This is a genomic window from Vibrio sp. PID23_8 (genome assembly GCF_003584965.1).
In the GTDB taxonomy this organism is placed as follows: Bacteria; Pseudomonadota; Gammaproteobacteria; order Enterobacterales; family Vibrionaceae; genus Vibrio.
Genome location: NZ_LIXE01000001.1, coordinates 679,719 through 704,387 on the forward strand (window position 1 = coordinate 679,719; position 24,669 = coordinate 704,387).

Below are 24,669 nucleotides of genomic sequence, written 5' to 3' on the forward strand. Positions count from 1 at the left end.
CTACTGCCTAGTTGTGGAATCACTCACGTCATCCACTTTGGTTGCTGTGACCAAATCACCATCACGGGCAAAGCCTTGGCCTAGAACAATAATGTCGACTTGTTCACCTAAACCCGATAGCCAAACACCATCGCTTTCCGCTTTGACTAATTGGATCGGGATAAAACGCACATGCTGGTCACGTAATGTTTTTATCCCCAAATTTCCTTGCTCATCTAACGCTAACATGGCAGCAGTCACCTTAATCGCTGACACTTCACTTAGCGCTAGGGTGACTTCTGCACTGATCCCCGCAGGCATGGCGTTTTCAGTGTTATCAATTTCTATTTCAATTGGAAATGTATTGGTGGAAGTGGAAGAGACACGACCAATATAGCGAATGAAGCCCTGATGATGGCGGTTATCAATCGTACGAATGTCCGCTTGCTGGCCTTCTTTGAGGTATTGAATATGACGCTCACTGACATCGGCTTCAATAAGCAATTTTTTTAAGTCGATAACCGTTGCGATTGGGTCACCAACACCGACAAAATCCCCTAGTTCAACAAAGCGGTGATCCAAGATGCCATCAAAAGGCGCTTTAACTTCCGTATTTTTGAGCGCGGTCTCAACATTACTAAGATTAGCCCGTGCATCAACTAAAGCCGCCTGGGCTGTGGCAAAGGCGACCTCACCTTGTAAGCCGCGATTTTTCAACGACTGCGCCGCTTTAAATTCTTTCTCTTTGACACTCAACATTGCTTTGGCACGTTGACGTTGAATATCAAGATCACGCTTATCTATATTAGCAATCACTTGCCCTTGCTGAACGGCTTGTCCTTTTTCTACGTTAAGTCGTATGATTTTTCCCGCGACCTCTGCACCTAAACGAGCTTGCCGATTTGGTGCAGTACGGCCATATAACTCAATTGTTTTACTGGTTGGTTGTGCAATAAAGGTATCGAACATCACCTTAGCTACAGGCGTTTTTTTAGCCAGAGTATGATCAGAAGGGTGGGCCTCATCACCCTGCGCGTTGAGTTGCCCCATTGCGAGCCACGCAGCAAGCACAATGATAAGAGTAAGAGAGACCAGCCACGGGCGTCCGACGATATGTCGTCTAAAGGAAACTCCAGACATTCAAAATCCTTTTAATTATTCTTCACTGCAAAGTAGTGTTTACGTGTCTTCCTGCTACGCAAAAAAACAGGCAGCCAACTGGCTGCCTGATGTCGTGTTAATCACACGCTGAATGATGCCCCACAACCACAAGTTGTTGTTGCATTCGGGTTATTGACGAAGAAGCGTGCTCCTTCCAAACCTTCAGTGTAATCAACCACGCCACCGATTAGGTATTGCAGGCTCATAGGGTCGACAACCAGTGTTACACCACTGTTCTCAATTGTTGTGTCACCTTCATTTACGTTTTCATCAAAAGTAAAGCCGTATTGAAACCCACTACAGCCACCACCAGTAATGTATACGCGCAATTTCAATGCTGGGTTTTCTTCTTCTGCAATCAGCGCCTTAACGCGAGATGCTGCTGCATCAGAAAAAGATAATGGTACGTTTACTTCGCTCACGAAGACCTCTCTCACTCGTGTCATGCGTCAAGCCTTAAGCGAGACGTCAAATTCGTATTAATTAGAGTGATTATCCAATACCTGACCAACTCGTTCAAGTATTCACCGACGATTCTTTGTATCAGAGCAAGTTTACACTGCCTATGCCCACATAAATTGCGCAAAATGTTTCTAACTTGAGATTAGCTAGGTACAATTCGCACCTCTTGGTCCGAGCAATCAAAAGAGGATAATCCCATGACCAAATCATCAGAGCTGTATCAAAAAGCTCAGCAAACCATTCCTGGCGGTGTGAATTCACCAGTTCGTGCATTCAACGGTGTTGGCGGTTCTCCACTATTTATCGAACGAGCGGACGGTGCCCTGATTTTTGATGCCGATGGTAAAGCGTACATTGATTACGTCGGCTCTTGGGGTCCAATGATTCTTGGTCACAACCACGCGGTTATCCGTGAATCTGTGATCAATGCTGCGCAGCGCGGTCTCAGCTTCGGTGCACCAACCGAGATGGAAATCGCAATGGCAGAACTGGTTTCTGAACTCGTACCATCAATGGAGCAACTTCGTATGGTTAGCTCCGGTACTGAAGCAACCATGAGTGCAATTCGCCTTGCTCGCGGCTTCACAGGCCGTGACAAAATCATGAAATTTGAAGGCTGCTACCATGGTCATGCAGACAGCTTGCTAGTTAAAGCAGGTTCTGGTGCACTGACGCTTGGTCAACCAAGCTCTCCAGGTGTACCAGCAGACTTTGCTAAACACACCCTAACCGCAACATTCAACGACTTAAACTCCGTACGTGAGCTGTTCGCGGCAAACAAAGGTGAGATAGCATGTATCATCGTTGAGCCAGTAGCAGGCAACATGAACTGTATTCCACCTGTAGAAGGCTTCCATGAAAGTCTACGTGAAATCTGTGATCAAGAAGGCGCACTACTGATTTTTGATGAAGTCATGACCGGTTTCCGCGTGGCACTGGGCGGTGCTCAAGCGTACTACAACATCAAACCAGATCTAACGACGCTAGGTAAAGTTATCGGTGGCGGTATGCCTGTGGGCGCTTTCGGCGGCCGTAAAGACGTAATGCAATACATTGCCCCAACAGGCCCTGTTTACCAAGCCGGGACATTGTCTGGTAACCCAGTGGCAATGGCAGCAGGTTTTGCATGTTTGAACTTGCTAAAAGAAGAAGGCAATGAAAAACGCCTAGCGGCGAAAACAAAGCAACTTGCAAATGGCTTCAAAACACTTGCAGACAAGCACGGCGTTCCTCTTGTCGTAAACCAGGTAGGCGGTATGTTTGGTTTCTTCTTTACCGAACAAGAAAGCGTAACTTGTTATGAAGACGTGACTAAGTGTGATGTTGAACGTTTCAAGCGTTTCTTTCACCTAATGCTAGAGCACGGTGTATACCTTGCACCATCAGCATTTGAAGCAAGCTTTACTTCTCTTGCTCATGGCTCTAAAGAAATCGACGCAACACTTGAAGCGGCTGACCGCTGTTTCGCGATCCTTGCTAGCGAAGCAAAATAATCGATTCTTCTCGACTTAAAAAGGGCCGTCTCGGTCCTTTTTTGTTCCCTATCGACTTACCGCCAATTTAGAACGACTAAGATGGCTAACACTCCGACAACAATAGCAAACCAAGGCACACGCCTCGATTTCTTCTCGCTTTGGCATTTCTTATCGTTGTTACAGCACCCCATTTTTCCATCTCTTGATTGATAACCACCTGATTAATGGCCATTATAACTAGGCCCAATGTGTACTCCAATTCTGGCATGTCATAACATTGAAAGAATTAAGGATATACAGAAATATACATATGATGGAGTTGTCTAAGACTGGAAATAGTATAACTCATCCGAAAATTGGATTAATCTCATGCCAAATAACGTAAAAATCACCTCGAGTCATCGCGTTCTCGTTGTCGCTTTACTTGCCGCAGCTTTTGCTTGCTACCTACTGGTTGAGCCATATATCAACTCAATCGTAATGGCGTTTATCATTTCACTGCTCATGTTCCCGCTGCATGAATGGTTCGAGAGTAAACTACCAAAATATAGAAACATGACCTCATTACTCTCTTGTGTGGTTCTTACCTTTATCATCGTCATTCCATTATTGTTTGTGTTTGCGGCCATCATTCAGCAAGGCTCAGTCTTCTCACAAAACACCTACAAATGGGTTTCCAATGGTGGCATTCAAGAAATTTTCCAGCACCCATGGGTAGTCAAAGGGTTAGCCGTCGTCAACGAGTACTTACCTTTCGACAAAATTGAGCCTCAATCAATCGCAGAAAAAATAGGCCAATTTGCCACATCTTTAGGCTCCAACCTTGTGACCATCAGTGCCAAAATCTTAGGTGATGCGACCAACTTCTTGATGGATTTCTTCTTGATGTTGTTCGTACTGTTCTTCTTATTGCGTGATCACGACAAAATCATTTCAGCGATTCGTCACATTCTGCCACTGTCTCGTAGTCAAGAAGATAGAATTTTGACCGAGATCGAACAAGTCTCTAAGTCCGCCGTAATGGGCTCCTTCTTAACCGCTATCGCACAAGGTATTGCAGGTGGTGTTGGTATGTGGCTAGCGGGTTTCCCTGGCTTATTCTGGGGCACTATGATGGGCTTTGCATCCTTCATTCCGGTTGTCGGCACTGCATTAATTTGGATTCCAGCAGCGGCCTATCTATTCCTTACTGGTGATACGACTTGGGCCGTATTCTTGACAGCGTGGAGTGTGGTGGTTGTCGGGTCAATTGACAACCTACTGCGTCCACTGCTAATGCAAGGCAGCGCAGGTATGAATACGTTAATGATTTTCTTTTCACTGTTAGGTGGTATACATCTATTTGGCTTGATTGGTCTGATATACGGTCCATTAATCTTTGCCGTCACCATGGTGTTGTTTAATATCTATGAAGAGGAGTTTAAAGACTTCCTCAACCAGCAAGACAACACGTAACGTTAACTACTTCAAGCTTGGACCAGATTATGCGAAAATCTGGTCCAAATTATTTCTGATGAATCAAATTTATGTCTGCTTATATCGCTCCAAGCCAAATAGCACAGCGCCAGTTAGAGTATTTCAACGGAAAACACGTGCTCGTCGCGGGTGAAGTTGAAGACTTGTTTCCACTAGAATTAGTGGATCACTGTGAGTCTGTAGAAGTGTTTACTTCTAACTACAGCTATTACCGTCAAATTCGCAATTCTGACAAAATCAAAAGCCATTTTGGTTCAGAGTTTGACGTACAAACTCAGGCAAATATGATTTTGCTGTATTGGCCTAAAGCAAAAGCAGAAGCAGAATATCTATTGGCAATGCTGATGGCCAAGTTGGGAGTAAACACTGAGATCGTCGTAGTTGGTGAAAACCGCTCTGGTGTAAAAAGCATCGAGAAGATGTTCAAAGAGTATGGCCCTGTAAACAAATATGATTCAGCACGCCGCTGTTCGTTCTACTGGGGCACTTGCCTTAACGAACCAAAACCTTTCAATCAAGCCGATTGGTTTAAGTCTTATACCGTCACACTCGGTGAGCAATCACTGACAGTTAAGAGCCTTCCTGGCGTATTCAGTCATGGTGAATTTGATTTAGGCAGTCATTTGCTGCTTGAAACCCTGCCTAAGTTGTCTGGCAAAGTTCTCGACTTTGGTTGCGGCGCGGGCGTACTAGGGGCATTTATGGCGAAAGCAAATCCAGACATTGCGATTGAAATGTGTGACATCAACGCCTATGCGATCACATCAAGCCAAGCCACACTAGAAGCTAACGGATTAACGGGGCGTGTATTTGCGTCAGACATTTATTCAGATGCTTCAAATGACTATCGTTTTATCATCAGTAATCCACCATTCCATAGCGGTCTCGACACAAATTACAGCGCGGCGGAAACGCTATTAGGTCAAGCTCCTCGTTATATGACTCATGATGGTGAAATGCTCATTGTTGCGAACAACTTCTTAAAATACCCACCAATTATTGAACAAGCATTCAATAATTGCGAGACACTAAATAAGACCACCAAGTTCTCTATCTACTACGCTAAAAAATCGTAATCTCTTGCTGCGCAGGCGAAATCCTGCGCAAGCTTTGCCTAAAATACATCAAATTCAGCGAAAAACTGCGTCTTTCACCACGCTTTACACTCAACTTTCTTGTCAAAGAAAAAAAACTCGTTAATTTTGTTAATTCTATTGTGTCTAACGCCTTATCCGTTTTTAACGAGAACCTCGGCAAGCCCCAATCATTGGTCGCTGCCCTTTTATGAGTTGTAATCTTATTCATGTTTAAATTCTACAAAAAGCAGAAATTTAAGCGCCTGCAAAGCACACTGATGGCCGCATTTTTGGTTCTCAGCATCACCCCTCTTACGATCATTGCGATTTTCTTCCTGCAATCTCACAGTAAAGATCTTGAAGAGCAAAGTACGTCACACCTACTGTCAGTTCGCGACACCAAGCAACAACAGATCATCGATTATTTTGCTGCTCAGGAAACTGAAGTGATGGGCTTTGTTCGTTCAGAATTAGCGTACGCAAGTGGGGGGCGGTTTTATGGTTTAGTTAATGCGTTCAGCCGGCTAGGCCAAGATCTTGAGACAGCAAGAGAAAATGCACAGCAACGCTACATCAGAGGCAGTGGCGATCAAATCAAGACATCGATTTTGCCGGAGTCTTCTGACTACGTAGGCAGTGAGCGTTACCGCTTGCTGCATAAACGCTACCACTGGGCATACCTCGAACTGTTAAAACGCTCAGACTTTAACGATATCTTGTTGGTCGATATCGACGGTAACGTCACCTACTCGATCAATAAAGACGAAAACTACGGCACCAACCTATTAACAGGTCGCTACAAAGAAACAGCATTAGGCAGAACATTCAAACATTTATCCGAAGATGTCTCCGCTCGTCGTAAGATAAACGAAGACTATACCCCGGTTATTATTTCTGATTTCGAGTCAGAAGGGGGAAAACAGGTTGCGTGGCTAGGGGCACCAATTGTTCAACAAGGCTACTTGCACAGCTACGCCATGTTCCGCTTGCCAAACAATGGTATCACCAAGTTAGTTGCCGAGATTAACCAAGATACATCCATAGATACACTATTGGTTGGCAGTAACCACCAACCTCGCACGATGAACACGAAACAAGGTGACATCGAAAATAGCTTAGAAGTGGTCGATAAGGCGCTTGCCGGTGAAACCAGAGTTGGTACATACAGTAACGGACTTGGTGAAGAGTTCATCGCGGCTTTTGCTCCGATTGAGACGCATGGCATAACTTGGGCACTTGTCGTCCAATTGCCTGAAAAAGAAGCCTTTTCTCGCGTCCATCAACTCGAAAAGATATTTGTTATTGCGATGCTCATTGCGATTATTCTCGTTGTGATTGCTTCGCATTACCTATCGAACTTCATCACGTCGCCACTACTAAAATTAACCTGGGCGGCCGAAAAAGTTTCTGCTGGTGACCTAGACGAAACCACATTCAACACAACACGAAAAGATGAGATAGGCCGCTTAGCAATTAGCTTCGCACGTATGCAACGCTCCATTCGTGAGAAAATCCAAACGATTAAGCAGCAAAATGAAGAGCTGGAAAGCAATATCAAGCTGATTCAAAAGCAAAACGAAGAACTGCAGCTTGCTGATAAGCTTAAAGATGAATTCTTGGCGACCACTTCCCATGAGTTACGCACACCACTGCATGGCATGGTTGGAATCGCGGAAACACTAGTCTCTGGTGCAAACGGGGCCATCCCTGCAAGTCAGAAATACCAACTGGACATCATCATCAAGAGTGGTCAGCGATTGGCGAACTTAGTTGACGATTTATTGGACTATCACAAGATGCGCTACGGCAGCATGGATATTCATAAATCGGCGGTGAGTCTCGCCAGTGCTACGCGGCTTGTACTTGAACTCTCCGGACACTTGTTGGGCAATAAGACCATTCGTATCATTAATCAAGTACCCGTTGATTTGAAAGCCGTCTCCGCCGACCCACAGCGCTTAGAGCAAGTTCTGTACAACTTGATTGGCAATGCGATCAAGTACACCTCAGAAGGTAAGATCGTTATTTCTGCTACAGTGGTGGACGAACAAGTACGCGTGCAGGTAGTAGATACCGGTCAAGGCATTCCTGCTGAGCAACTAGAGCACATCTTTGAGCCACTGATTCAAGCTGGACAAGATTCAAGCCGCTACCGTCAAGGCGCTGGGCTTGGACTCTCTATCAGCCGACAATTGATCGAGCTAATGGGAGGATCACTCTACGTCAGCAGCCAGCCAATGGTGGGGACAACGTTTAGTTTCACCTTACCATTAGCAAGCGAAGAAGAGATTCAAGCAAGCCAAACCCTAGCCGCTAGAGGTCACTTCCAAATTCCAGATCTCAATATGGAAAGCAACGACGACCTATCTCTACCAGAGAACCCTAATGGCCCGCTGTTGTACGTGGCCGATGATGAACCGGTAAACTTACGTGTATTAGAAAGCTTCCTACGTTTAGAGGGCTACCGAGTACGTACCATCTCTGACGGTCCAGATACCCTTGCGTTAATTAAGAAAGAAAAACCAGAGCTTCTTCTTCTCGATATCATGATGCCAGGAATGAGTGGTTACCAAGTGTGTAGTGAACTTCGTAATACTTACGATCACGCAGAGCTACCCATCATTATGCTTACCGCATTAAACCAAACGGAAGATCGCGTTCGAGGGTTTGAATCCGGAGCAAATGACTACCTGTCGAAGCCTTTTAATAAACAAGAGCTCGCCGCGCGCATTCAAGCGCATTTAACCGCAAGTAAAGCGGAGATGCGTCATGTAGAAAATAAACTGCTTGAATCAGAGCTCCGCCAACGAGCACAAGTAGAAGCGAGTCTTTTAGAAACGCAAGGTCGGTTACTAGAACAACTTGAGTCTGCGCCAGAAGCCATTATTTGTTTACGAGAAGATCAACGTATTCGGTTTGCTAACGAGGCGGCGTGTAAACTATTTAAGCGTAGCTTAGAGCAGCTCAAGCGTTCTTCGGCCGACGAACTTATTGCCCCGAAATTTCTCACCGTGGACCAACCGCACTACTGCGGAAAAATTGATATCTATATCGAGGACATCCGTCAAAACATTGAAGCGGACATTCTCAAGCTACCTGAAGGTTCTGGTTTGGATGTAATGTACATTTTTAACGTTGGTGGTGGTGCAAATGCGGCGCGCATTCATAACCTAGAAACGGCGGTAGAAGTACTCTCAAGCTACGCATTTGATGGTGATAAGGACCAACTGCAGAAACTAAAAGAGCTTGGTGGAGAGTTTACTCGCCTTGCAGATAAGGCTCTGGGCAATAAAAAGGATAAACAAGATTTAATGCGTGAAGTGTTAGTCGATGTGATGACCCATGCGCTAGAGTACTGGGAGTCCGTCACTGGAGAGAGCAAGTTTGCCTTTGCCGAGCAAAGTGGCTTATGGCGCGTCTATCTTGACCGCAGTACGCTTCAAACTCGAACCTTAGATAAATACATGCGTATTGAGACACTGCCTAAAACACCTCGCTGGAGAACCGTTCTCAGCTCAATTGAGTTTATTCTCGAGCACTGTAAAGAGCAGAGTCCAGATCGCTCCCATATTGAAGCACAGCGCGATAAGTTACAGCGGCTTCTCACTAGCTAAAGTAAAAAATGAAAGCTCACATCGCCCCGCCTATTTAGCGGGGCTTTTTATTACACTGAAAAGCCATGGTCTAAAAATGACCCAATGCAGAATCAACATCCTCACGACGACTATTCCTCTATCCCCAACAGCAGAACTAGATTGATAGGTAAGCACTCGACAATGGTTTTTAGTATCGCTCTTATAGCAAAGCTAAAGGCAAAAACCTGGGTCAACTGGGATGCCTATATGCTCAATAAAAACCGCAAAAAAACACTTCATTTCCAACGTAAAACAAGCACAATAAGCGCCTAAAATTTGCTGGCAAAATGTACCTTTTTTCACTAACAACGTAGATTTTGATGAACAATTGATAAAGATTGCGAACTCAATCACAACAGAACGGCAGATTAAATTTTAGCTGAATAATTAACGGAATTTTAACGTGTGAGCTAGATCAATAAAGGATTAAAACGATTAAAAACCACACAAAAACAAAGACCCACTGTGTTAGCAAGCACTAACACAACGCATTTTCTTTAAATGTAAGTTGCGATGCACATCAATGTTAAAACATGAAACAAATGCGGATTAAAAATAAACAAAATGACGTTTATGACGTAGTTAGGGGTTCTTTTAACGTTTTTAACGGGAAACGGGTTTGCTTATTTTGTAGATACGGTGTTTTCTTGTCCTGACTAAGGCCTACAGGCCACTCTAGCAGCTACTCATATGCAAGGTGTAGTGAAGAGGTAGGCCTTGAAGAGTGTTTACCAATTGATAACATTCAATTCCATTAGTGAAACAAAAGCAAATAGTAAGGAACAGCTATGCTTGCCAATATTAAAAAAACAGCACTAGCAACAGCAATTATTGCAACCGCTACGACAGGTTTTGCATCAGTAGCAACTGCAGCTGAACGCAGTGAACTAACTATCCACCCTAAAGAGTTTACAACTTTTGTTCGTAACTTTAACCCATACTTAGGTGCAACTAACCTGCACACAACGACGGACTTTATTTACGAGCCACTCGTTGTTTTCAACGAAATGCACGGTAACACGCCTGTATTCCGTTTAGCAGAAAACTTCAAAATGTCTGATGACCTAATGAGCGTAACTTTCGATATTCGTAAGGGCGTGAAATGGTCTGACGGCGAGAAATTTGATGCTGATGACGTTATTTACTCTTTCAACCTAGTTAAAGAGAAACCAGAACTAGACCAATCTGGTATCAACACTTGGGTTTCTGGCGTAGAAAAACTTAACGATTACCAAGTGAAGTTCCGCCTAAAAGAAGCGAACTCAAACGTTCCTTACGAAATTGCTCGTGTACCAGTCGTACCACAGCACGTATGGAGCAAAGTGAAAGATCCAGCAACGTTCACCAACGAAAACCCAGTAGGTACGGGTCCTTTCACGGTGATCGATACGTTCACTCCTCAACTATACATTCAGTGTGAAAACCCGAACTACTGGGATGCTGCTAACCTTGACGTTGACTGTCTACGTGTACCTCAAATTGCAAACAACGACCAATTCCTAGGTAAAGTTGTAAACGGTGAAATGGACTGGACTTCTTCATTCGTTCCAGACATCGACCGTACTTACGCAGCAGCGAGCCCTAAACATCACTACTGGTACCCGCCAGCAGGTACTCAAGCGTTCGTTGTGAACTTCAAAAACCCAGATGCCGCTAAGAACGAAGCGCTAACTAACGTAGACTTCCGCCGCGCATTCTCTATGGCGCTTGATCGTCAAACCATCATTGATATCGCATTCTACGGCGGCGGTACTGTGAACGACTTCGCATCTGGCCTTGGCTACGCATTCGAAGCTTGGTCTGACGAAAAAACACACAACAAATACAAAGACTACAACAGCTACAACGTTGAAGGCGCTAAGAAACTGTTAGCGAAAGCTGGCTTCAAAGATGTAAACAAAGACGGTTTCGTTGATACACCATCTGGTAAGTCTTTCGAGCTTCTTATTCAATCGCCAAACGGTTGGACTGACTTCAACAACACGGTACAGCTAGCGGTTGAACAGTTGGGTGAAGTTGGCATCAAAGCACGTGCTCGTACTCCAGACTTCTCTGTGTACAACCAAGCGATGCTTGAAGGTACTTACGATGTTGCGTACACCAACTACTTCCACGGTGCAGACCCATACACATACTGGAACAGTGCTTACAACTCAGCACTACAGTCAGGTGAAGGCATGCCACGTTTCGCGATGCACTACTACAAGAACGATAAGCTAGATGGTCTACTTAACAGCTTCTACAAGACTGCTGATAAGCAAGAGCAGCTAGAAATCGCTCACGGTATCCAGCAAATCATCGCGGCTGACCAAGTAACGATCCCTGTGCTATCTGGTGCTTACATGTACCAATACAACACAACTCGCTTTACTGGTTGGTGGAACGAAGAAAATCCTAAGGGCCGTCCAAACATTTGGGCTGGTATCCCAGAGCGTCTATTACACGTACTGGACCTAAAACCAGTTAAGTAAGTAGAAGTTCATGTCTCGCGGCACACATTCCGTGTGCCGCCTATAAACCCCCTTGTTACGAAAGTAAATTATGGCGCTCGTCGTCAGGGGTTTTTTCGCTCTAAATTTCGCTAGGAGCGACCTGAAACCAGCAACAGGAAAAAAATCTGGGTGAGTAAGGTGTGAGTTATGGGTTATTTTTTAAGACGTTTGTCGTTCTATCTTGTCGCGCTCTTAGTTGCAGCGACGTTAAACTTTATTATTCCGCGAGCAATGCCTGGTGACCCAGTTACCATGATGTTTGCTAATGCATCAGTACAGGTAACGCCGGAACGAATCGCAGCAATGAAAGAGCTGTTAGGCTTTGTCGAAGGCGGTTGGATCGCACAATATTTTGCATACATTAAAAACATTCTAAGCTGGGAGCTTGGCACTTCTATCCAATTTTACCCACTTTCAGTGAACACGCTATTAGGTAACGCATTCGGTTGGTCACTATTCCTTGCCGGTACTGCAGTTGTACTTTCATTCTCGATTGCTTCCATTCTAGGTATCTTTGCAGCATGGAAACGAGGCAGCAAATACGATGCATTCGTTACGCCTGGCACGCTCATTATCCAAGCGATTCCGCAAATGGTTATCGCGATGCTAGCGCTATTTATCTTTGCTATCGGTCTTAAATGGTTCCCATCTGGTTACGCTTACACACCCGGTTTAGTACCTGATTGGACAAGCTGGGAATTCCTGAAGAACGTTGGTTACCATGCTGTGTTACCTCTGTTCTGTGCAACCATCGTTCAAGTTGGCGGCTTCTTGGTAAACATGCGTAACAACATGATCAACCTGTTGGCTGAAGACTACATTACAATGGCAAAAGGTAAGGGTCTGAGTGAGAACCGCGTGGTATTTAACTACGCTGCTCGTAACGCATTACTTCCTAGTGTTACCGCGCTTTCAATGTCTCTCGGCATGGCCATTGGCGGTCAACTCATCATCGAGATGATCTTTAACTACCCTGGTCTAGGCACTGTTCTTCTAAATGCAATTCATGCACGTGACTACCAGGTACTTCAAGGTCAGTTAATTATCATGACCATGTTCATGCTGTGCTTCAACCTAATGGCTGACATGCTGTATATGATTCTCGACCCTCGCCTACGTAAGGGAGGCAAATAATCATGAAAGAACTATTTAAACTAATTCTAAGTAATGCATTCGCCCGTATTGGCTTAGCTATCATCAGTCTGTTTATTTTTGTTGCGGTTGCCGCACCAATGATCACCAAACATGCACCCGATAAGCGCACTGGTAACCCCCACGAATACCCAAGTTTCGTGGTAAAACAAGCACAAAACAACCCTGACGGCTGGGTTGCTACAAACCTAGCCGATGACCGTCGCACACTGGTTATGTCTAAGAAAGCCGATCACGTACTAGGCACTTCTCGTATGGGTCGTGACATTTGGTCTCAACTGGCTTACGGCGCTCGTGTATCTTTAGGTGTTGGTTTTGGTGCCGGTATCATTGTTTGTTTCCTAGCAACCGTCATCGGTATTTCTGCAGGTTACTTCGGCGGACGTGTCGATGACGTTCTTAGTGCCGCAATGAACATCATGCTGGTTATCCCACAATATCCACTGTTGTTTGTACTCGCAGCCTTTATTGGTGAGGCGGGACCATTAACGATTGCATTAATCATTGCCGGAACTTCTTGGGCATGGGGTGCGCGTGTTGTCCGCTCACAAACCATGGCCCTACGTGAAAAAGAATTTGTTAAAGCCGCAGAAGTGTTAGGTGAATCTTCATTCCGCATCATCTTCGTTGAGATTCTACCTAACTTAGTTCCAATTGTAGGCGCTAGCTTCATCGGTTCAGTCATGCTTGCCATCAACACTGAAGCGGTTATCTCGTTCTTAGGTCTAGGTGATGCAAATACGATCAGTTGGGGCATTATGCTCTACAACGTTCAAACCTCTTCCGCAATGCTTATAGGCGCATGGTGGGAAGTGTTAGCTCCATGTTTAGCCCTAACCTTGTTAGTGACAGGGCTTGCTTTACTTAACTTTGCAGTTGATGAAATTGCTAACCCACAGCTTCGCTCTCATAAAGGCATGAAGCGTTGGAAGAAAATGGCAAAGCAAGACAAGAAAGAACGTGAGCCAGAATTGGCACCACAAAATGCACTATGGAGCGGAGATAAATAATCATGACTGCACCACTAATTTCTATCCGTAACCTATGCGTAGACTACATTACTGACGCGGGCGATGTCCGCGCTTGTAACAATGTCAGCTTCGATATTGCACCAGGAGAAGTCTTTGGTCTTGCAGGTGAGTCGGGCTGTGGCAAATCAACCGTCGCCTTCTCTCTAATGCGACTTCATAAGCCGCCAGCGTTTATTACGGGTGGTGAGGTTATCTTCAATGGTGAAGATATCCTTAAATACAGCGATGATCGCATGCAAGCGTTCCGCTGGAGCGAAATGTCAATGGTATTCCAAAGTGCAATGAATGCGCTGAACCCTGTTCTGAACATGGAAGAACAGTTCTGCGACGTCATCATGCGTCATACCAATATGACAAGAGAGCAAGCAAAGAAACGTGCTGAAGGCCTATTGGAAATCGTTGATATCCACCCTAGCCGTCTTAACGATTACCCGCACCAATTCTCTGGTGGTATGCGTCAACGCCTTGTTATCGCGATTGCTCTAGCTCTTAATCCAAAAATGATCATCATGGATGAGCCAACCACTGCACTTGATGTAGTGGTGCAGCGCGAAATCTTACAAAAGATTTATGCACTGAAAGAAGAGTTTGGTTTTTCTATTCTGTTCATCACTCATGACTTATCGTTAATGGTCGAGTTCTCTGACCGTATCGGCATCATGTATTCCGGTGAATTGATTGAAGTTGCACCTTCTAAGCAAATTTTGGAAAGCCCTTACCATCCTTACACCAAAGGCCTGGGTAGCTCTTTCCCTCCATTAACAGGTCCAAAAACTAAGCTGACTGGCATTCCAGGCAATCCATTGAACTTGCTTGAAGTTCCACAAGGTTGTCGCTTCCAAGCTCGCTGTGACCGTGTCCACGAAGCTTGTACAAAGCTACCAACTCAGCTACGCGAAATTGAACCTGGTCGTTTGTCGAACTGCCATTTGTACGGCGAAACAATTGCTCAAGCTAAGGTTTAAACAAAATAACAACATTAGCTAAGAACAAATTTAATCTGGAGAGAATTATGAGCAAACAACTCGGCGAACTGCTGATTGAAGGCAAAAATGTCGTTAAAGACTTCCCTTTAAACAGTAACTCAATCAAGCAGTCTAAGATGCGCGCAATTAACGACGTATCATTTAAGATGTACAAAAGTCGCGGCTTGTCAGTGGTTGGCGAATCAGGTTCTGGTAAATCGACCACAGCAAAAATGATAGCGAAGATGTACGCACCAACCGATGGTATCATTGAGTACAAAGGACGTGATATTCAAGACATCACATCAAGAAACGACCTAATGGCCTACCGTGAAGGTGTACAAATGGTATGGCAAGACCCGTTTGGCTCGCTAAACCCAACACACAATATTTTCCACCATATTGCTCGCCCACTGCTGATCCACAAGAAGGTTTCACCGGGCAACAAGAAGGAACTGGAAGAGCGTGTGTATGACCTACTGGAACAAGTTGGTCTGATTCCACCAAAAGAGACGGCGCAAAAGTTTCCGCATCAGCTTTCTGGTGGTCAGCGTCAACGTGTGAACTTAGCGCGTAATATCGCAGTAGGGGCTGAAGTGGTACTTGCAGATGAACCAACATCAATGCTTGACGTATCGATTCGTGCCGGTGTTCTTAACCTGATGGAAGAGATGAAGTTTGAGAAACAAATGTCTCTGCTTTATATCACCCATGATATCGCAACGGCTCGTTACATCGCAGAAGATCTAGCCGTAATGTACGTTGGTCACATGGTTGAATGGGGCGATACAGAGGAAATCATCCATGATCCGCAACACCCATACACCCAACTATTGGTTTCTGCGGTTCCAGACCCATCGAAGTCAATTCACGAGAAGTTGAAGGGTAACAAAGGCGACATCCCTCTTTGGACACCAGAATCCGTTGGTTGTCCATTTGCTGGCCGCTGTGTGCACGCAACGGATAAGTGTCGTGAGCAACTCCCTGGAGTGACTCAGCTATCTGACAACCACTTTGTTCGTTGTTACCTATTTGAAAATTAATCATCGCCAGGGCAGGTATCAATCTGCCCCCCTTTCCCTTTGTATTTTATTGTTTCCCGGAGAAATTGAATGCTGCTACTGACTAACCATATTGGTTACGAGCGTCAGGGTCCTAAGAAAGCGATCATCCAGACGAGTCAACCACGTCTGTCTTCTTATACTGCTTTATTGGTTTGTGCCGACAGCCACCAAACTGTTGCGACACTGACAGTAGAAAAACAAGGCAAAGTGGCAAACTGGCATCAAGGTCATTTTTACCTTGTCGACTTTTCTTCATTTAACACTCCCGGTAACTACTACCTTCGCTTCGATCATTTGCGCTCATCTCACTTTGAGATTGGAGAACATGTTCTTCTCGATCGTACGCTGTCTGATGTGATCCATTATTTTAAATCTCAACGCTGTGGTGGCATTTTCGATCAACAAGATCGCCAAGCACCGCTACTTAACTCTAGCGAAACCGCTGATGTCCACGGTGGTTGGTATGACGCGTCAGGCGACGTCAGTAAGTACCTGAGTCATTTGTCTTACGCGAATTATCTAAATCCACAACAGACACCGATGGTAGTTTGGAACATGTTGAAAGGGTTATCTCTGCTCGAAGGCAACGATAAACTTGCTAAGTTCACTGCCACTCGTCTTGTTGAAGAAGCGTTATTTGGCGCAGACTTCCTTGTTCGTATGCAGAATGAAAAAGGTTTCTTCTACATGACAGTGTTCGACAAGTGGAGTAAAGATACAGCGCAACGCGAGATCTGCGCGTACGAAACTCAACTTGGTCATAAGTTCGATGACTATCAAGCAGGCTATCGACAAGGTGCAGGCATCAGCATTGCAGCATTAGCTTCAGCAGCACGCCTAGATGTTCATGGTGAGTTCGACCAACAAAAATACCGTAATGCGGCAGAAAACGGTTACTGGCACCTAAAAGAACACAACACCCAATACTTAAACGATGGTGAAGAGAACATCATCGATGAATACTGCGCGCTTCTTGCCGCTGTAGAGCTATTCAAGACCACCAAAGAGGCACGTTACTTAGAAGAAAGCCGCGTATGGGCAAAACGTCTTTCCGCTCGCCAAACAAGTGATGAAAATATTCAACACTTTTGGAGTGCTAATCAAGATGGCAGTCGACCTTACTTCCATGCCGCAGAAGCAGGGCTTCCTGTCATCGCACTGTGTGAATACTTAACCATCGAAGACGACTCTGAGCGCACAACGGTAGCAAAACAAATCATCACTCAAGCGTGTGAATTTGAAGTCTCTATCACCAACAAAGTGAAGAACCCATTTGGCTACCCTCGCCAGTATGTAAAAGGCGTTAACGAAGCGAAACGTGATGCGTTCTTTGTGGCACACAACAACGAATCAGGTTACTGGTGGCAAGGTGAGAATGCTCGTCTAGGTTCACTGGCAACCATGGCTTATGGGGCACTCCCCTTCATTGAGTCAAAAGCGCTAAAACAGCAGCTCTCTAAACTCGCACAAGATTCTATTAACTGGATTGTGGGCCTGAACCCATACGACATGTGTATGTTGGATGGTCATGGTCGTAACAATCCGGACTATCTTCCTCAATACGGCTTCTTCAATGCAAAAGGTGGCGTGTGTAACGGCATTACCGGCGGTTTCGAAGATGAAGAAGACATTGCATTTAATCCACCAGCACAGAAAGACGACATGCTTCAGAACTGGCGCTGGGGTGAACAATGGATCCCACATGGTGCTTGGTACCTACTTGCGGTGATGAGTCAGGCTCAGCACATCTCGACTTTAGCGAACTCTCAAGCCTTCAAGGAGCAATAAACATGGGGATGTATTTTGTAGGCATTGATGGGGGCGGCACGTCATGCCGCGCTCGAATCAAAGACGCACAAGGCAACTTCATTGGTGAAGCCAAAAGCGGCAGTGCAAACATCATGCTGGGCGCAGAAATCGCGATGGCGTCGATTCTTGAATCTATTGCTTCAGCGGCAGCACAAGGTGGTCTAACTCAACAAAATTTCGCTTCTATGCACGTAGGGCTGGCTCTAGCAGGTGCGGAACATAAAACCTCTTGGCAAGCATTCATGGCTTTAGAGCACCCATTTGCCAGTATGACACTCAATACCGATGCTTACGGTGCTTGTATCGGTGCGCACAATGGTAAAGATGGTGCGATCATGATTGCAGGGACTGGTTCTTGCGGTATTTACCTTAAAGGTCTTGAGCAACATGTTGTTGGTGGTCGTGAGTTCCCAATATCCGATCAAGGTGGTGGCGCGGTAATGGGGTTACGTCTCATCCAACAAGTCTTACTTGCAGAGGATGGCATCCGAGAAAAAACACCATTAGCAACGCACATCATGGAATTTTTTCAAAACGATATCGACAACGTAGTGGCATGGTCTAAGCACGCATTGCCTCGAGATTATGGTCAGTTTTCCCCGGCTATTTTTCAACACGCTGAACAAGGCGATACGTTGGCGATAGAAATGCTCAAACAAACTGCTAACGATATTGAAATGTTCTTGGTCGCGCTTAATAAACGCGGTGCAACGCGCATTTGCTTGATGGGCAGTATCGCAGAGCGAATTCTGAACTGGTTGTCTCCACCAGTTCAACAGTGGGTGGTCGAACCTCAGTTTGATGCGATTGAAGGAGCCATTATGTTTGCTGGTAAGCCAGAACATAACCTTTACTCGGTGAGTGTTGAGTAGGAGTAAACATGGAATATCGTATTGATCTCGTTGTGCTTTCTGAGCAAAAACAAAACTGCCGTTTGGGACTGACTTTTCATAACTTGAGTGATCAGGCTCTAAATAGCTGGAACCTGACTTTCGCTTTTGATCGTTACATCCTTCCAGATAGCGTTTCAAATGGTCAACTAACTCAGGTTGGTAGCTTTTGCACTCTCAAACCAGAAGGTGTGGTGCTGGCCGCCAACCACCACTATTACTGCGAATTCAGCATTGGCTCTAATCCATTCCGTTACTACTCAGACGGTTTTAATGAAGCGATGATCGATTTTGTTGTTGATGGTCAACCTCAACGCGCACAGGTCGATGTCACACCTATCGTTTTAGCTTCACCTTATCGTGAACGCAGCGACATTCCAGCAAGCTTAACCCACGCTCAACCGTTATTGCCAAAACCGAACCATATTGAAGTCAGCGACCACTCGTTCACGTTTGATGAACAAGCTGGCGTTGCAATTTACACCGACTTAGCGAACTCAGCAAAAGCGTGGTTACTAGAAGAGCTCCAGCGTATTCACCAATTTGCACTTTCTTCTTCTAACAGCGGCAAGATCATTTTCAAAAGCAACCCAACACAGGATGAAGGGGCATATAAGCTCAAAGTATCAGAAGAGTCAATCAAGATTGAAGCAGGCTCTTCGTCTGGCTTTACCCATGCTTGTGCAACTTTATTGCAGCTACTAAAACGAGATGAAGCGACCAATACCATGGAAGTCGTGTGCTGTTCGATCAAAGACAGCCCACGCTTTCGTTACCGCGGCATGATGTTGGACTGTGCTCGCCATTTCCACTCGGTGGATCAAGTTAAACGCCTGATCAACTTGTTGGCGCATTACAAATTTAATACTTTCCACTGGCATTTAACGGATGATGAAGGCTGGCGCATCGAAATCAAATCGTTACCACAACTGACTGACATTGGCGCGTGGCGTGGTATCGATGAAACCATCGAGCCACAGTACACCCATTTATCAGAGCGTTATGGTGGCTTCTACACCCAAGAAGAGATCAAAGACGTTATCGCATTTGCAGCACAGCGTGGCATCACCATCATTCCTGAGATTGATGTACCTGGCCATTGCCGCGCAGCCATCAAGTCTCTGCCACATCTATTGGTTGAAGCAGAAGACACCACTGAGTACCGCAGTATTCAGCATTACAACGATAACGTCATCAACCCGGCTTTACCGGGTACCTACGAGTTTATCGACAAGGTGCTTGAAGAGGTGGCTGCGCTATTCCCTGCCCCTTACGTCCACATTGGCGCAGACGAAGTGCCTAATGGCGTGTGGTCGAAAAGCCCTGCTTGTCAAGCATTTATGGAGCAGTTGGATTACACCGATTACAAAGAATTGCAAGGTCACTTCTTACGTCATGCAGAAGACAAACTGCGCAAACTTGGCAAACGGATGCTAGGTTGGGAAGAAGCCCAACACGGCAACAAGGTCAGCAAAGACACAGTGATCTATTCATGGCTAAGCGAAGAAGCCGCATTGAACTGCGCTCGCCAAGGCTTTGATGTGGTACTGCAACCAGCGCAAACCACTTATCTGGACATGGCCCAAGATTACGCCCCCGAAGAGCCGGGCGTAGACTGGGCCAATCCACTGCCATTAGAGAAAGCCTACAACTACGAACCGCTAGAAGAAGTACCTGCTGACGACCCGATCAGAAAACGCATTTGGGGCATTCAAACCGCTCTATGGTGCGAAATCATAAACACCCCATCGCGCATGGACTACATGATTTTCCCTCGCCTAACTGCCATGGCAGAAGCATGTTGGACTGAAAAACAACACCGCGATTGGACCGACTATTTATCACGTTTGAAAGGTCACCTTCCTCTGCTTGATTTGCAGGGCGTGAATTACCGTAAACCGTGGAAGTAATACCAAGCCAGACGCCAACGCATCGCGCTTAAAGAGTTTTTAAATTTTTGGCTGCAGACGCAGCTTAGTAAAAAGGAAAGATACAAATGAAATACGGCTATTTCGATAACGAGAATCGCGAATACGTCATCACTCGACCTGACGTACCAGCACCATGGACAAACTACCTAGGTACTGAGAAATTCTGTACGGTTATCTCGCACAACGCGGGGGGCTACTCGTTCTATAACTCTCCAGAATACAACCGTGTTACTAAATTCCGTCCAAACGCGACATTCGATCGCCCAGGACACTACGTTTACCTACGTGATGATGAGACAGGTGATTACTGGTCAATCTCGTGGCAACCCGTTGCTAAGAGCTTAGACGAAGCAAACTACGAAGTTCGTCATGGCTTGTCTTACTCTAAGTTCAAATGTGAATACAGCGGTATTACGGCAACGAAAACGCTATTCGTACCAAAAGGCGAAGACGCAGAAGTTTGGGATGTCGTTATCAAGAACACTTCAGATAAACCACGTACAATCAGTGCGTTCTCATTTGTTGAGTTCTCATTCAGCCACATTCAATCTGATAACCAAAACCATCAGATGTCTCTGTACTCTGCCGGAACATCATACAACGAAGGTGTGATTGAGTACGACCTGTACTACAACACTAACGATTTCGAAGGCTTCTACTACCTAGCGTCTACGTTTGACCCAGATTCATACGATGGTCAGCGTGACAGCTTCCTAGGCCTATACCGTGACGAAGCAAACCCGCTAGCGGTAGAACAAGGTAAGTGTTTCAACACCGCACAAACGTGTTACAACCACTGTGGCTCTCTGCACAAGCAATTCACTATCCAACCAGGTGAAGAAGTTCGTTTTGCTTACATTCTAGGTATCGGTAAAGGCAACGGTGACCGTCTACGTGCTAAGTACCAAGATCTTGCAGAAGTCGACAATGCATTTGCAGGTATCAAAGCACACTGGGATGAGCGTTGTGGCAAGTTCCAAGTGAAATCGCCAAACGAAGGTCTAGACACCATGATCAACACTTGGACACTATACCAAGCAGAAACTTGTGTGGTGTGGTCTCGTTTTGCTTCATTCATCGAAGTGGGTGGTCGTACTGGTCTTGGTTACCGCGATACGGCGCAAGATGCAATTTCAGTCCCTCACGCTAACCCAGCAATGACGCGTAAACGTATCGTCGACCTGCTACGTGGTCAGGTGAAAGCGGGTTACGGTCTGCACCTATTCGATCCAGATTGGTTCGATCCAGAAAAAGCAGATGTTAAACCATCGAAATCCCCAACCGTTGTTCCTACTCCGTCTGATGAAGACAAGATCCACGGTATTGAAGATACATGTTCTGATGACCACCTATGGCTAGTCCCAACCATCTGTAAGTATGTGATGGAAACAGGTGAGCACAGCTTCTTCGACGAAGTGATCCCTTACGCTGACGGCGGTGATGCAACGGTTTATGATCACATGAAAGCAGCGCTAGACTTCTCGGCTGAATACGTGGGTCAAACCGGTATCTGTAAAGGTCTGCGTGCAGACTGGAACGACTGTCTAAACCTAGGTGGTGGTGAGTCTTCAATGGTGTCGTTCCTGCATTTCTGGGCACTGCAAGAGTTCATCGACCTAGCGAAATACCTAGGCAAAGACGCCGACGTTAAGAAATACACTGAAATGGCAGCCAACGTTCGTGAAGCGTGTGAAACACACCTTTGGGACGACGAAGGCGGTTGGTACATCCGTGGTCTGACGAAGAATGGCGACAAGATCGGTACAGCGCAGCAAGCAGAAGGCCGAGTACACCTTGAGTCAAACACGCTAGCGGTACTTTCTGGTGCGGTATCTCAAGAGCGCGGTGAGAAAGCGATGGACGCTGTCGACGAGAACCTATTCTCTGAATACGGCCTGCACCTAAACTCACCATCATTCGCAACACCAAACGATGACATCGGCTTCGTGACTCGCGTTTACCAAGGCGTAAAAGAGAACGGCGCTATCTTCTCGCACCCAAACCCATGGGCTTGGGTAGCAGAGGCAAAATTGGGCCGTGGAGACCGTGCAATGAAGTTCTACGATGCACTGAACCCATACAATCAAAACGACATCATCGAAAAACGTATTGCAGAACCTTACTCATACGTGCAGTTCATCATGGGTCGTGACCACCAAGACCACGGCCGTGCAAACCACCCTTGGCTAACGGGTACATCTGGCTGGGCTTACTTCGCTGTTACCAACTTTATCCTTGGTGTGCGTACAGGCTTCGACGGTCTAACTATCGATCCTTGTATCCCAACCAACTGGCCTGGTTTCGAAGTGACTCGTCAGTGGCTAGGTGCAACGTACAACATCAAAGTGGTCAACCCAGATTCAGTGAGCAAAGGCGTTAAGTCAATTACCGTGAACGGTGAAGCAGTAAATGGTGCATCAGTGCCAGTTCAAGCTGAAGGCTCTGTAAACGAAGTTATCGTTACTCTAGGTTAATCATCTTTTAGGGGAGAACTTCTCCCCTTTTGATTGATCCGATGCGCTTGAATTTGATAAGTGCATCGGTTCGCTAACAAAGATTTAAGAGGCGGTGGGATGCCGCTCTTATCGAGGATCGAATCATGATCAAATTTGGTACAGGCGGTTGGCGTGCATTTATCGGTGAGGAGTTCACCAAAGATAATGTACGTTTAGTTGCCCAAGCAGTCGCAAACATCACCAATGCCGAGTCAGTTGCCGACCGTGGTTTTGTGATTGGCTATGACCGTCGTTTCCTTTCTGACAAGGCTGGACGTTGGTTCGCAGAAGTACTCGCAGCCAATGGCATTGTTGTTAGCTTCATCGACAAGTTTGTCCCAACCCCTATCGTGATGTTTCAAGCGAAAGAAATGAACTGCGCTTATTCGGCATGTATTACTGCCTCTCACAATCCGGCGGATTACAACGGCGTAAAAATCTTCATCGAAGGCGGCCGTGATGCAGATGAGATGATCACACAGAAAATTGAAGAGCAAATTGCGCACTTAACCTTGGACCAAGTTAAGTTTGTCGATTTTGACCAAGCTATCGAAGACAAACTGATTGAAATCATCAACCCGATGAACGCGTTCGTTGATTCGATCATCAATTTCATTGACATCGAAGCAATCAAAAAAGCCAACCTACGCGTATTAGTCGACCCGATGTTTGGTGTCGCGAAAAACGCGCTACAAACGGTATTGATTAATGGCCGCTGTGAAGTAGACGTAATCAACGATGGTAAGAACCCAGACTTCGGTGGTTTGATGCCTTCACCAAGTGCAGCAACACTATACCGTTTGATGCACCTTGTCGAACAGGAAGGCTACGACATCGGTATCGGTACGGATGGTGACGCTGACCGCCTTGGCATTATCGACGAAAAAGGCCACTTTATTCATCCAAATGAAGTGTTGCTCCTGCTCTACTACTACTTGCTTGAGTACAAGGGCTGGAAAGGTTCGGTGGTACGTAATATCGCGACCACACACCTGCTCGACAAAATCGCGGAAGATCATGGCGAAAAGTGCTTTGAGGTGCCTGTAGGCTTTAAACACATCAGCTCACAAATGGAAGCCGACGACTCACTTATTGGTGGAGAGAGCTCTGGCGGCTTGACCATTCGCGGCCACATCAAAGGTAAAGATGGCGTATTCGCCTCAAGCTTGTTGGTGGAGATGATTTCCGTGACAGGTAAGAAATTGTCTGAACTTCTCGATGAAATCTACGGCAAGTACGGCTATGCCTACATGGCGGAAGGCGATTGCAAATTCAAACCAGCGCAAAAAGAAGTACTGTTCAACAAGATCTATGTGGAAAAACTGTTGCCTGAGTTTGAGTTTGAAATCGAAAAAGTCAACTACGAAGATGGGGCAAAAGTGTACTTCAAGAACGGTGGCTGGATCATTGCCCGCTTCTCAGGTACAGAGCCACTACTGCGAATTTTTGCAGAAATGCAAAATAAGGACACTGCGGAACGTGTTCTTCAACAGTTTAAAGACTTTTTGTCTCTATAACTGACCTTGTGCACTGTCCGAGCACAATCCTATAGGTGAAGAACACTTGCCCGGCATCA

Annotated in this window: 16 protein-coding genes; 14 read left to right on the forward strand and 2 right to left on the reverse strand. The window is 45.8% G+C overall.

The genetic code is table 11. The annotated features are described in order from the left end of the window. Both AK966_RS03130 and erpA read right to left on the reverse strand, forming a co-directional pair. A complete protein-coding gene (locus AK966_RS03130) occupies positions 1-1,119 on the reverse strand; it encodes an efflux RND transporter periplasmic adaptor subunit (protein WP_119463518.1) in 1,119 nt (372 codons plus the stop codon). A 101-nt stretch (positions 1,120-1,220) separates the two neighbouring features. After that, positions 1,221-1,562 carry an iron-sulfur cluster insertion protein ErpA gene (gene erpA / locus AK966_RS03135; RefSeq protein ID WP_099079905.1) on the reverse strand — a complete coding sequence of 114 codons (342 nt, stop codon included), beginning with the start codon at positions 1,560-1,562 and terminating at the stop codon, positions 1,221-1,223. A gap of 237 nt (positions 1,563-1,799) precedes the next feature. On the opposite strand from erpA, the gene hemL reads away from it, so the two are divergent. From hemL to AK966_RS03210, 14 genes are all read left to right on the forward strand, one after another. Further along, positions 1,800-3,095 (forward strand): glutamate-1-semialdehyde 2,1-aminomutase, encoded by a 1,296-nt coding sequence (hemL, locus tag AK966_RS03140; RefSeq protein ID WP_119463519.1) that lies wholly within the window; start codon positions 1,800-1,802, stop codon positions 3,093-3,095. Positions 3,096-3,446: 351 nt separating this feature from the next. Next, positions 3,447-4,532 (forward strand): AI-2E family transporter, encoded by a 1,086-nt coding sequence (locus AK966_RS03145; RefSeq protein WP_119463520.1) that lies wholly within the window; start codon positions 3,447-3,449, stop codon positions 4,530-4,532. Positions 4,533-4,603: 71 nt separating this feature from the next. Then, positions 4,604-5,629, forward strand: coding sequence for a 16S rRNA (guanine(1207)-N(2))-methyltransferase RsmC (gene rsmC, locus AK966_RS03150; RefSeq protein WP_099079875.1), 1,026 nt, complete (start codon positions 4,604-4,606; stop codon positions 5,627-5,629). A gap of 227 nt (positions 5,630-5,856) precedes the next feature. Beyond that, on the forward strand, positions 5,857-9,243 hold the full coding sequence (locus AK966_RS03160; RefSeq protein WP_119463521.1) for an ATP-binding protein: 3,387 nt from the start codon (positions 5,857-5,859) through the stop codon (positions 9,241-9,243). Positions 9,244-10,052: 809 nt separating this feature from the next. Beyond that, positions 10,053-11,735, forward strand: a complete 1,683-nt coding sequence (locus AK966_RS03165; protein WP_099079873.1) for an ABC transporter substrate-binding protein — start codon at positions 10,053-10,055, stop codon at positions 11,733-11,735. Between the two features lie 168 nt (positions 11,736-11,903). Then, the gene (locus tag AK966_RS03170; protein WP_099079872.1) at positions 11,904-12,890 is read left to right on the forward strand and encodes an ABC transporter permease; all 987 of its coding nucleotides are present in this window, start codon (positions 11,904-11,906) and stop codon (positions 12,888-12,890) included. Between the two features lie 2 nt (positions 12,891-12,892). Beyond that, entirely contained in the window at positions 12,893-13,918 is a 1,026-nt protein-coding gene (locus AK966_RS03175) for an ABC transporter permease (protein ID WP_099079871.1), read from the forward strand. 2 nt (positions 13,919-13,920) lie between these two features. Next, positions 13,921-14,904 carry an ABC transporter ATP-binding protein gene (locus AK966_RS03180; protein WP_099079870.1) on the forward strand — a complete coding sequence of 328 codons (984 nt, stop codon included), beginning with the start codon at positions 13,921-13,923 and terminating at the stop codon, positions 14,902-14,904. 47 nt (positions 14,905-14,951) lie between these two features. Continuing rightward, entirely contained in the window at positions 14,952-15,947 is a 996-nt protein-coding gene (locus tag AK966_RS03185) for an ABC transporter ATP-binding protein (protein WP_099079869.1), read from the forward strand. A 69-nt stretch (positions 15,948-16,016) separates the two neighbouring features. After that, positions 16,017-17,756: a glycoside hydrolase family 9 protein gene (locus AK966_RS03190; protein WP_099079868.1), complete on the forward strand. Its 1,740-nt coding sequence runs from the start codon at positions 16,017-16,019 to the stop codon at positions 17,754-17,756. A gap of 2 nt (positions 17,757-17,758) precedes the next feature. Beyond that, positions 17,759-18,649, forward strand: a complete 891-nt coding sequence (locus AK966_RS03195; protein WP_119463522.1) for an N-acetylglucosamine kinase — start codon at positions 17,759-17,761, stop codon at positions 18,647-18,649. Positions 18,650-18,657: 8 nt separating this feature from the next. Next, complete coding sequence (locus AK966_RS03200; RefSeq protein ID WP_119463523.1) at positions 18,658-20,577, forward strand: beta-N-acetylhexosaminidase; 1,920 nt, start codon at positions 18,658-18,660, stop codon at positions 20,575-20,577. A gap of 86 nt (positions 20,578-20,663) precedes the next feature. Continuing rightward, positions 20,664-23,072 carry a GH36-type glycosyl hydrolase domain-containing protein gene (locus AK966_RS03205; protein ID WP_119463524.1) on the forward strand — a complete coding sequence of 803 codons (2,409 nt, stop codon included), beginning with the start codon at positions 20,664-20,666 and terminating at the stop codon, positions 23,070-23,072. 125 nt (positions 23,073-23,197) lie between these two features. Then, on the forward strand, positions 23,198-24,610 hold the full coding sequence (locus tag AK966_RS03210; RefSeq protein ID WP_099079864.1) for a phosphoglucomutase/phosphomannomutase family protein: 1,413 nt from the start codon (positions 23,198-23,200) through the stop codon (positions 24,608-24,610). Positions 24,611-24,669: the final 59 nt, after the last annotated feature.

Coding starts and splice junctions, on each gene's coding strand:
- AK966_RS03170 (WP_099079872.1), top strand. CDS start 11,904: ATGGGTTATTTTTTAAGACGTTTGTCGTTCTATCTTGTCGCGCTCTTA.
- AK966_RS03160 (WP_119463521.1), top strand. CDS start 5,857: ATGTTTAAATTCTACAAAAAGCAGAAATTTAAGCGCCTGCAAAGCACA.
- AK966_RS03165 (WP_099079873.1), top strand. CDS start 10,053: ATGCTTGCCAATATTAAAAAAACAGCACTAGCAACAGCAATTATTGCA.
- AK966_RS03130 (WP_119463518.1), bottom strand. CDS start 1,119: ATGTCTGGAGTTTCCTTTAGACGACATATCGTCGGACGCCCGTGGCTG.
- AK966_RS03205 (WP_119463524.1), top strand. CDS start 20,664: ATGAAATACGGCTATTTCGATAACGAGAATCGCGAATACGTCATCACT.
- AK966_RS03210 (WP_099079864.1), top strand. CDS start 23,198: ATGATCAAATTTGGTACAGGCGGTTGGCGTGCATTTATCGGTGAGGAG.
- AK966_RS03175 (WP_099079871.1), top strand. CDS start 12,893: ATGAAAGAACTATTTAAACTAATTCTAAGTAATGCATTCGCCCGTATT.
- AK966_RS03190 (WP_099079868.1), top strand. CDS start 16,017: ATGCTGCTACTGACTAACCATATTGGTTACGAGCGTCAGGGTCCTAAG.
- AK966_RS03185 (WP_099079869.1), top strand. CDS start 14,952: ATGAGCAAACAACTCGGCGAACTGCTGATTGAAGGCAAAAATGTCGTT.
- AK966_RS03200 (WP_119463523.1), top strand. CDS start 18,658: ATGGAATATCGTATTGATCTCGTTGTGCTTTCTGAGCAAAAACAAAAC.
- hemL (WP_119463519.1), top strand. CDS start 1,800: ATGACCAAATCATCAGAGCTGTATCAAAAAGCTCAGCAAACCATTCCT.
- AK966_RS03145 (WP_119463520.1), top strand. CDS start 3,447: ATGCCAAATAACGTAAAAATCACCTCGAGTCATCGCGTTCTCGTTGTC.
- AK966_RS03195 (WP_119463522.1), top strand. CDS start 17,759: ATGGGGATGTATTTTGTAGGCATTGATGGGGGCGGCACGTCATGCCGC.
- rsmC (WP_099079875.1), top strand. CDS start 4,604: ATGTCTGCTTATATCGCTCCAAGCCAAATAGCACAGCGCCAGTTAGAG.
- AK966_RS03180 (WP_099079870.1), top strand. CDS start 13,921: ATGACTGCACCACTAATTTCTATCCGTAACCTATGCGTAGACTACATT.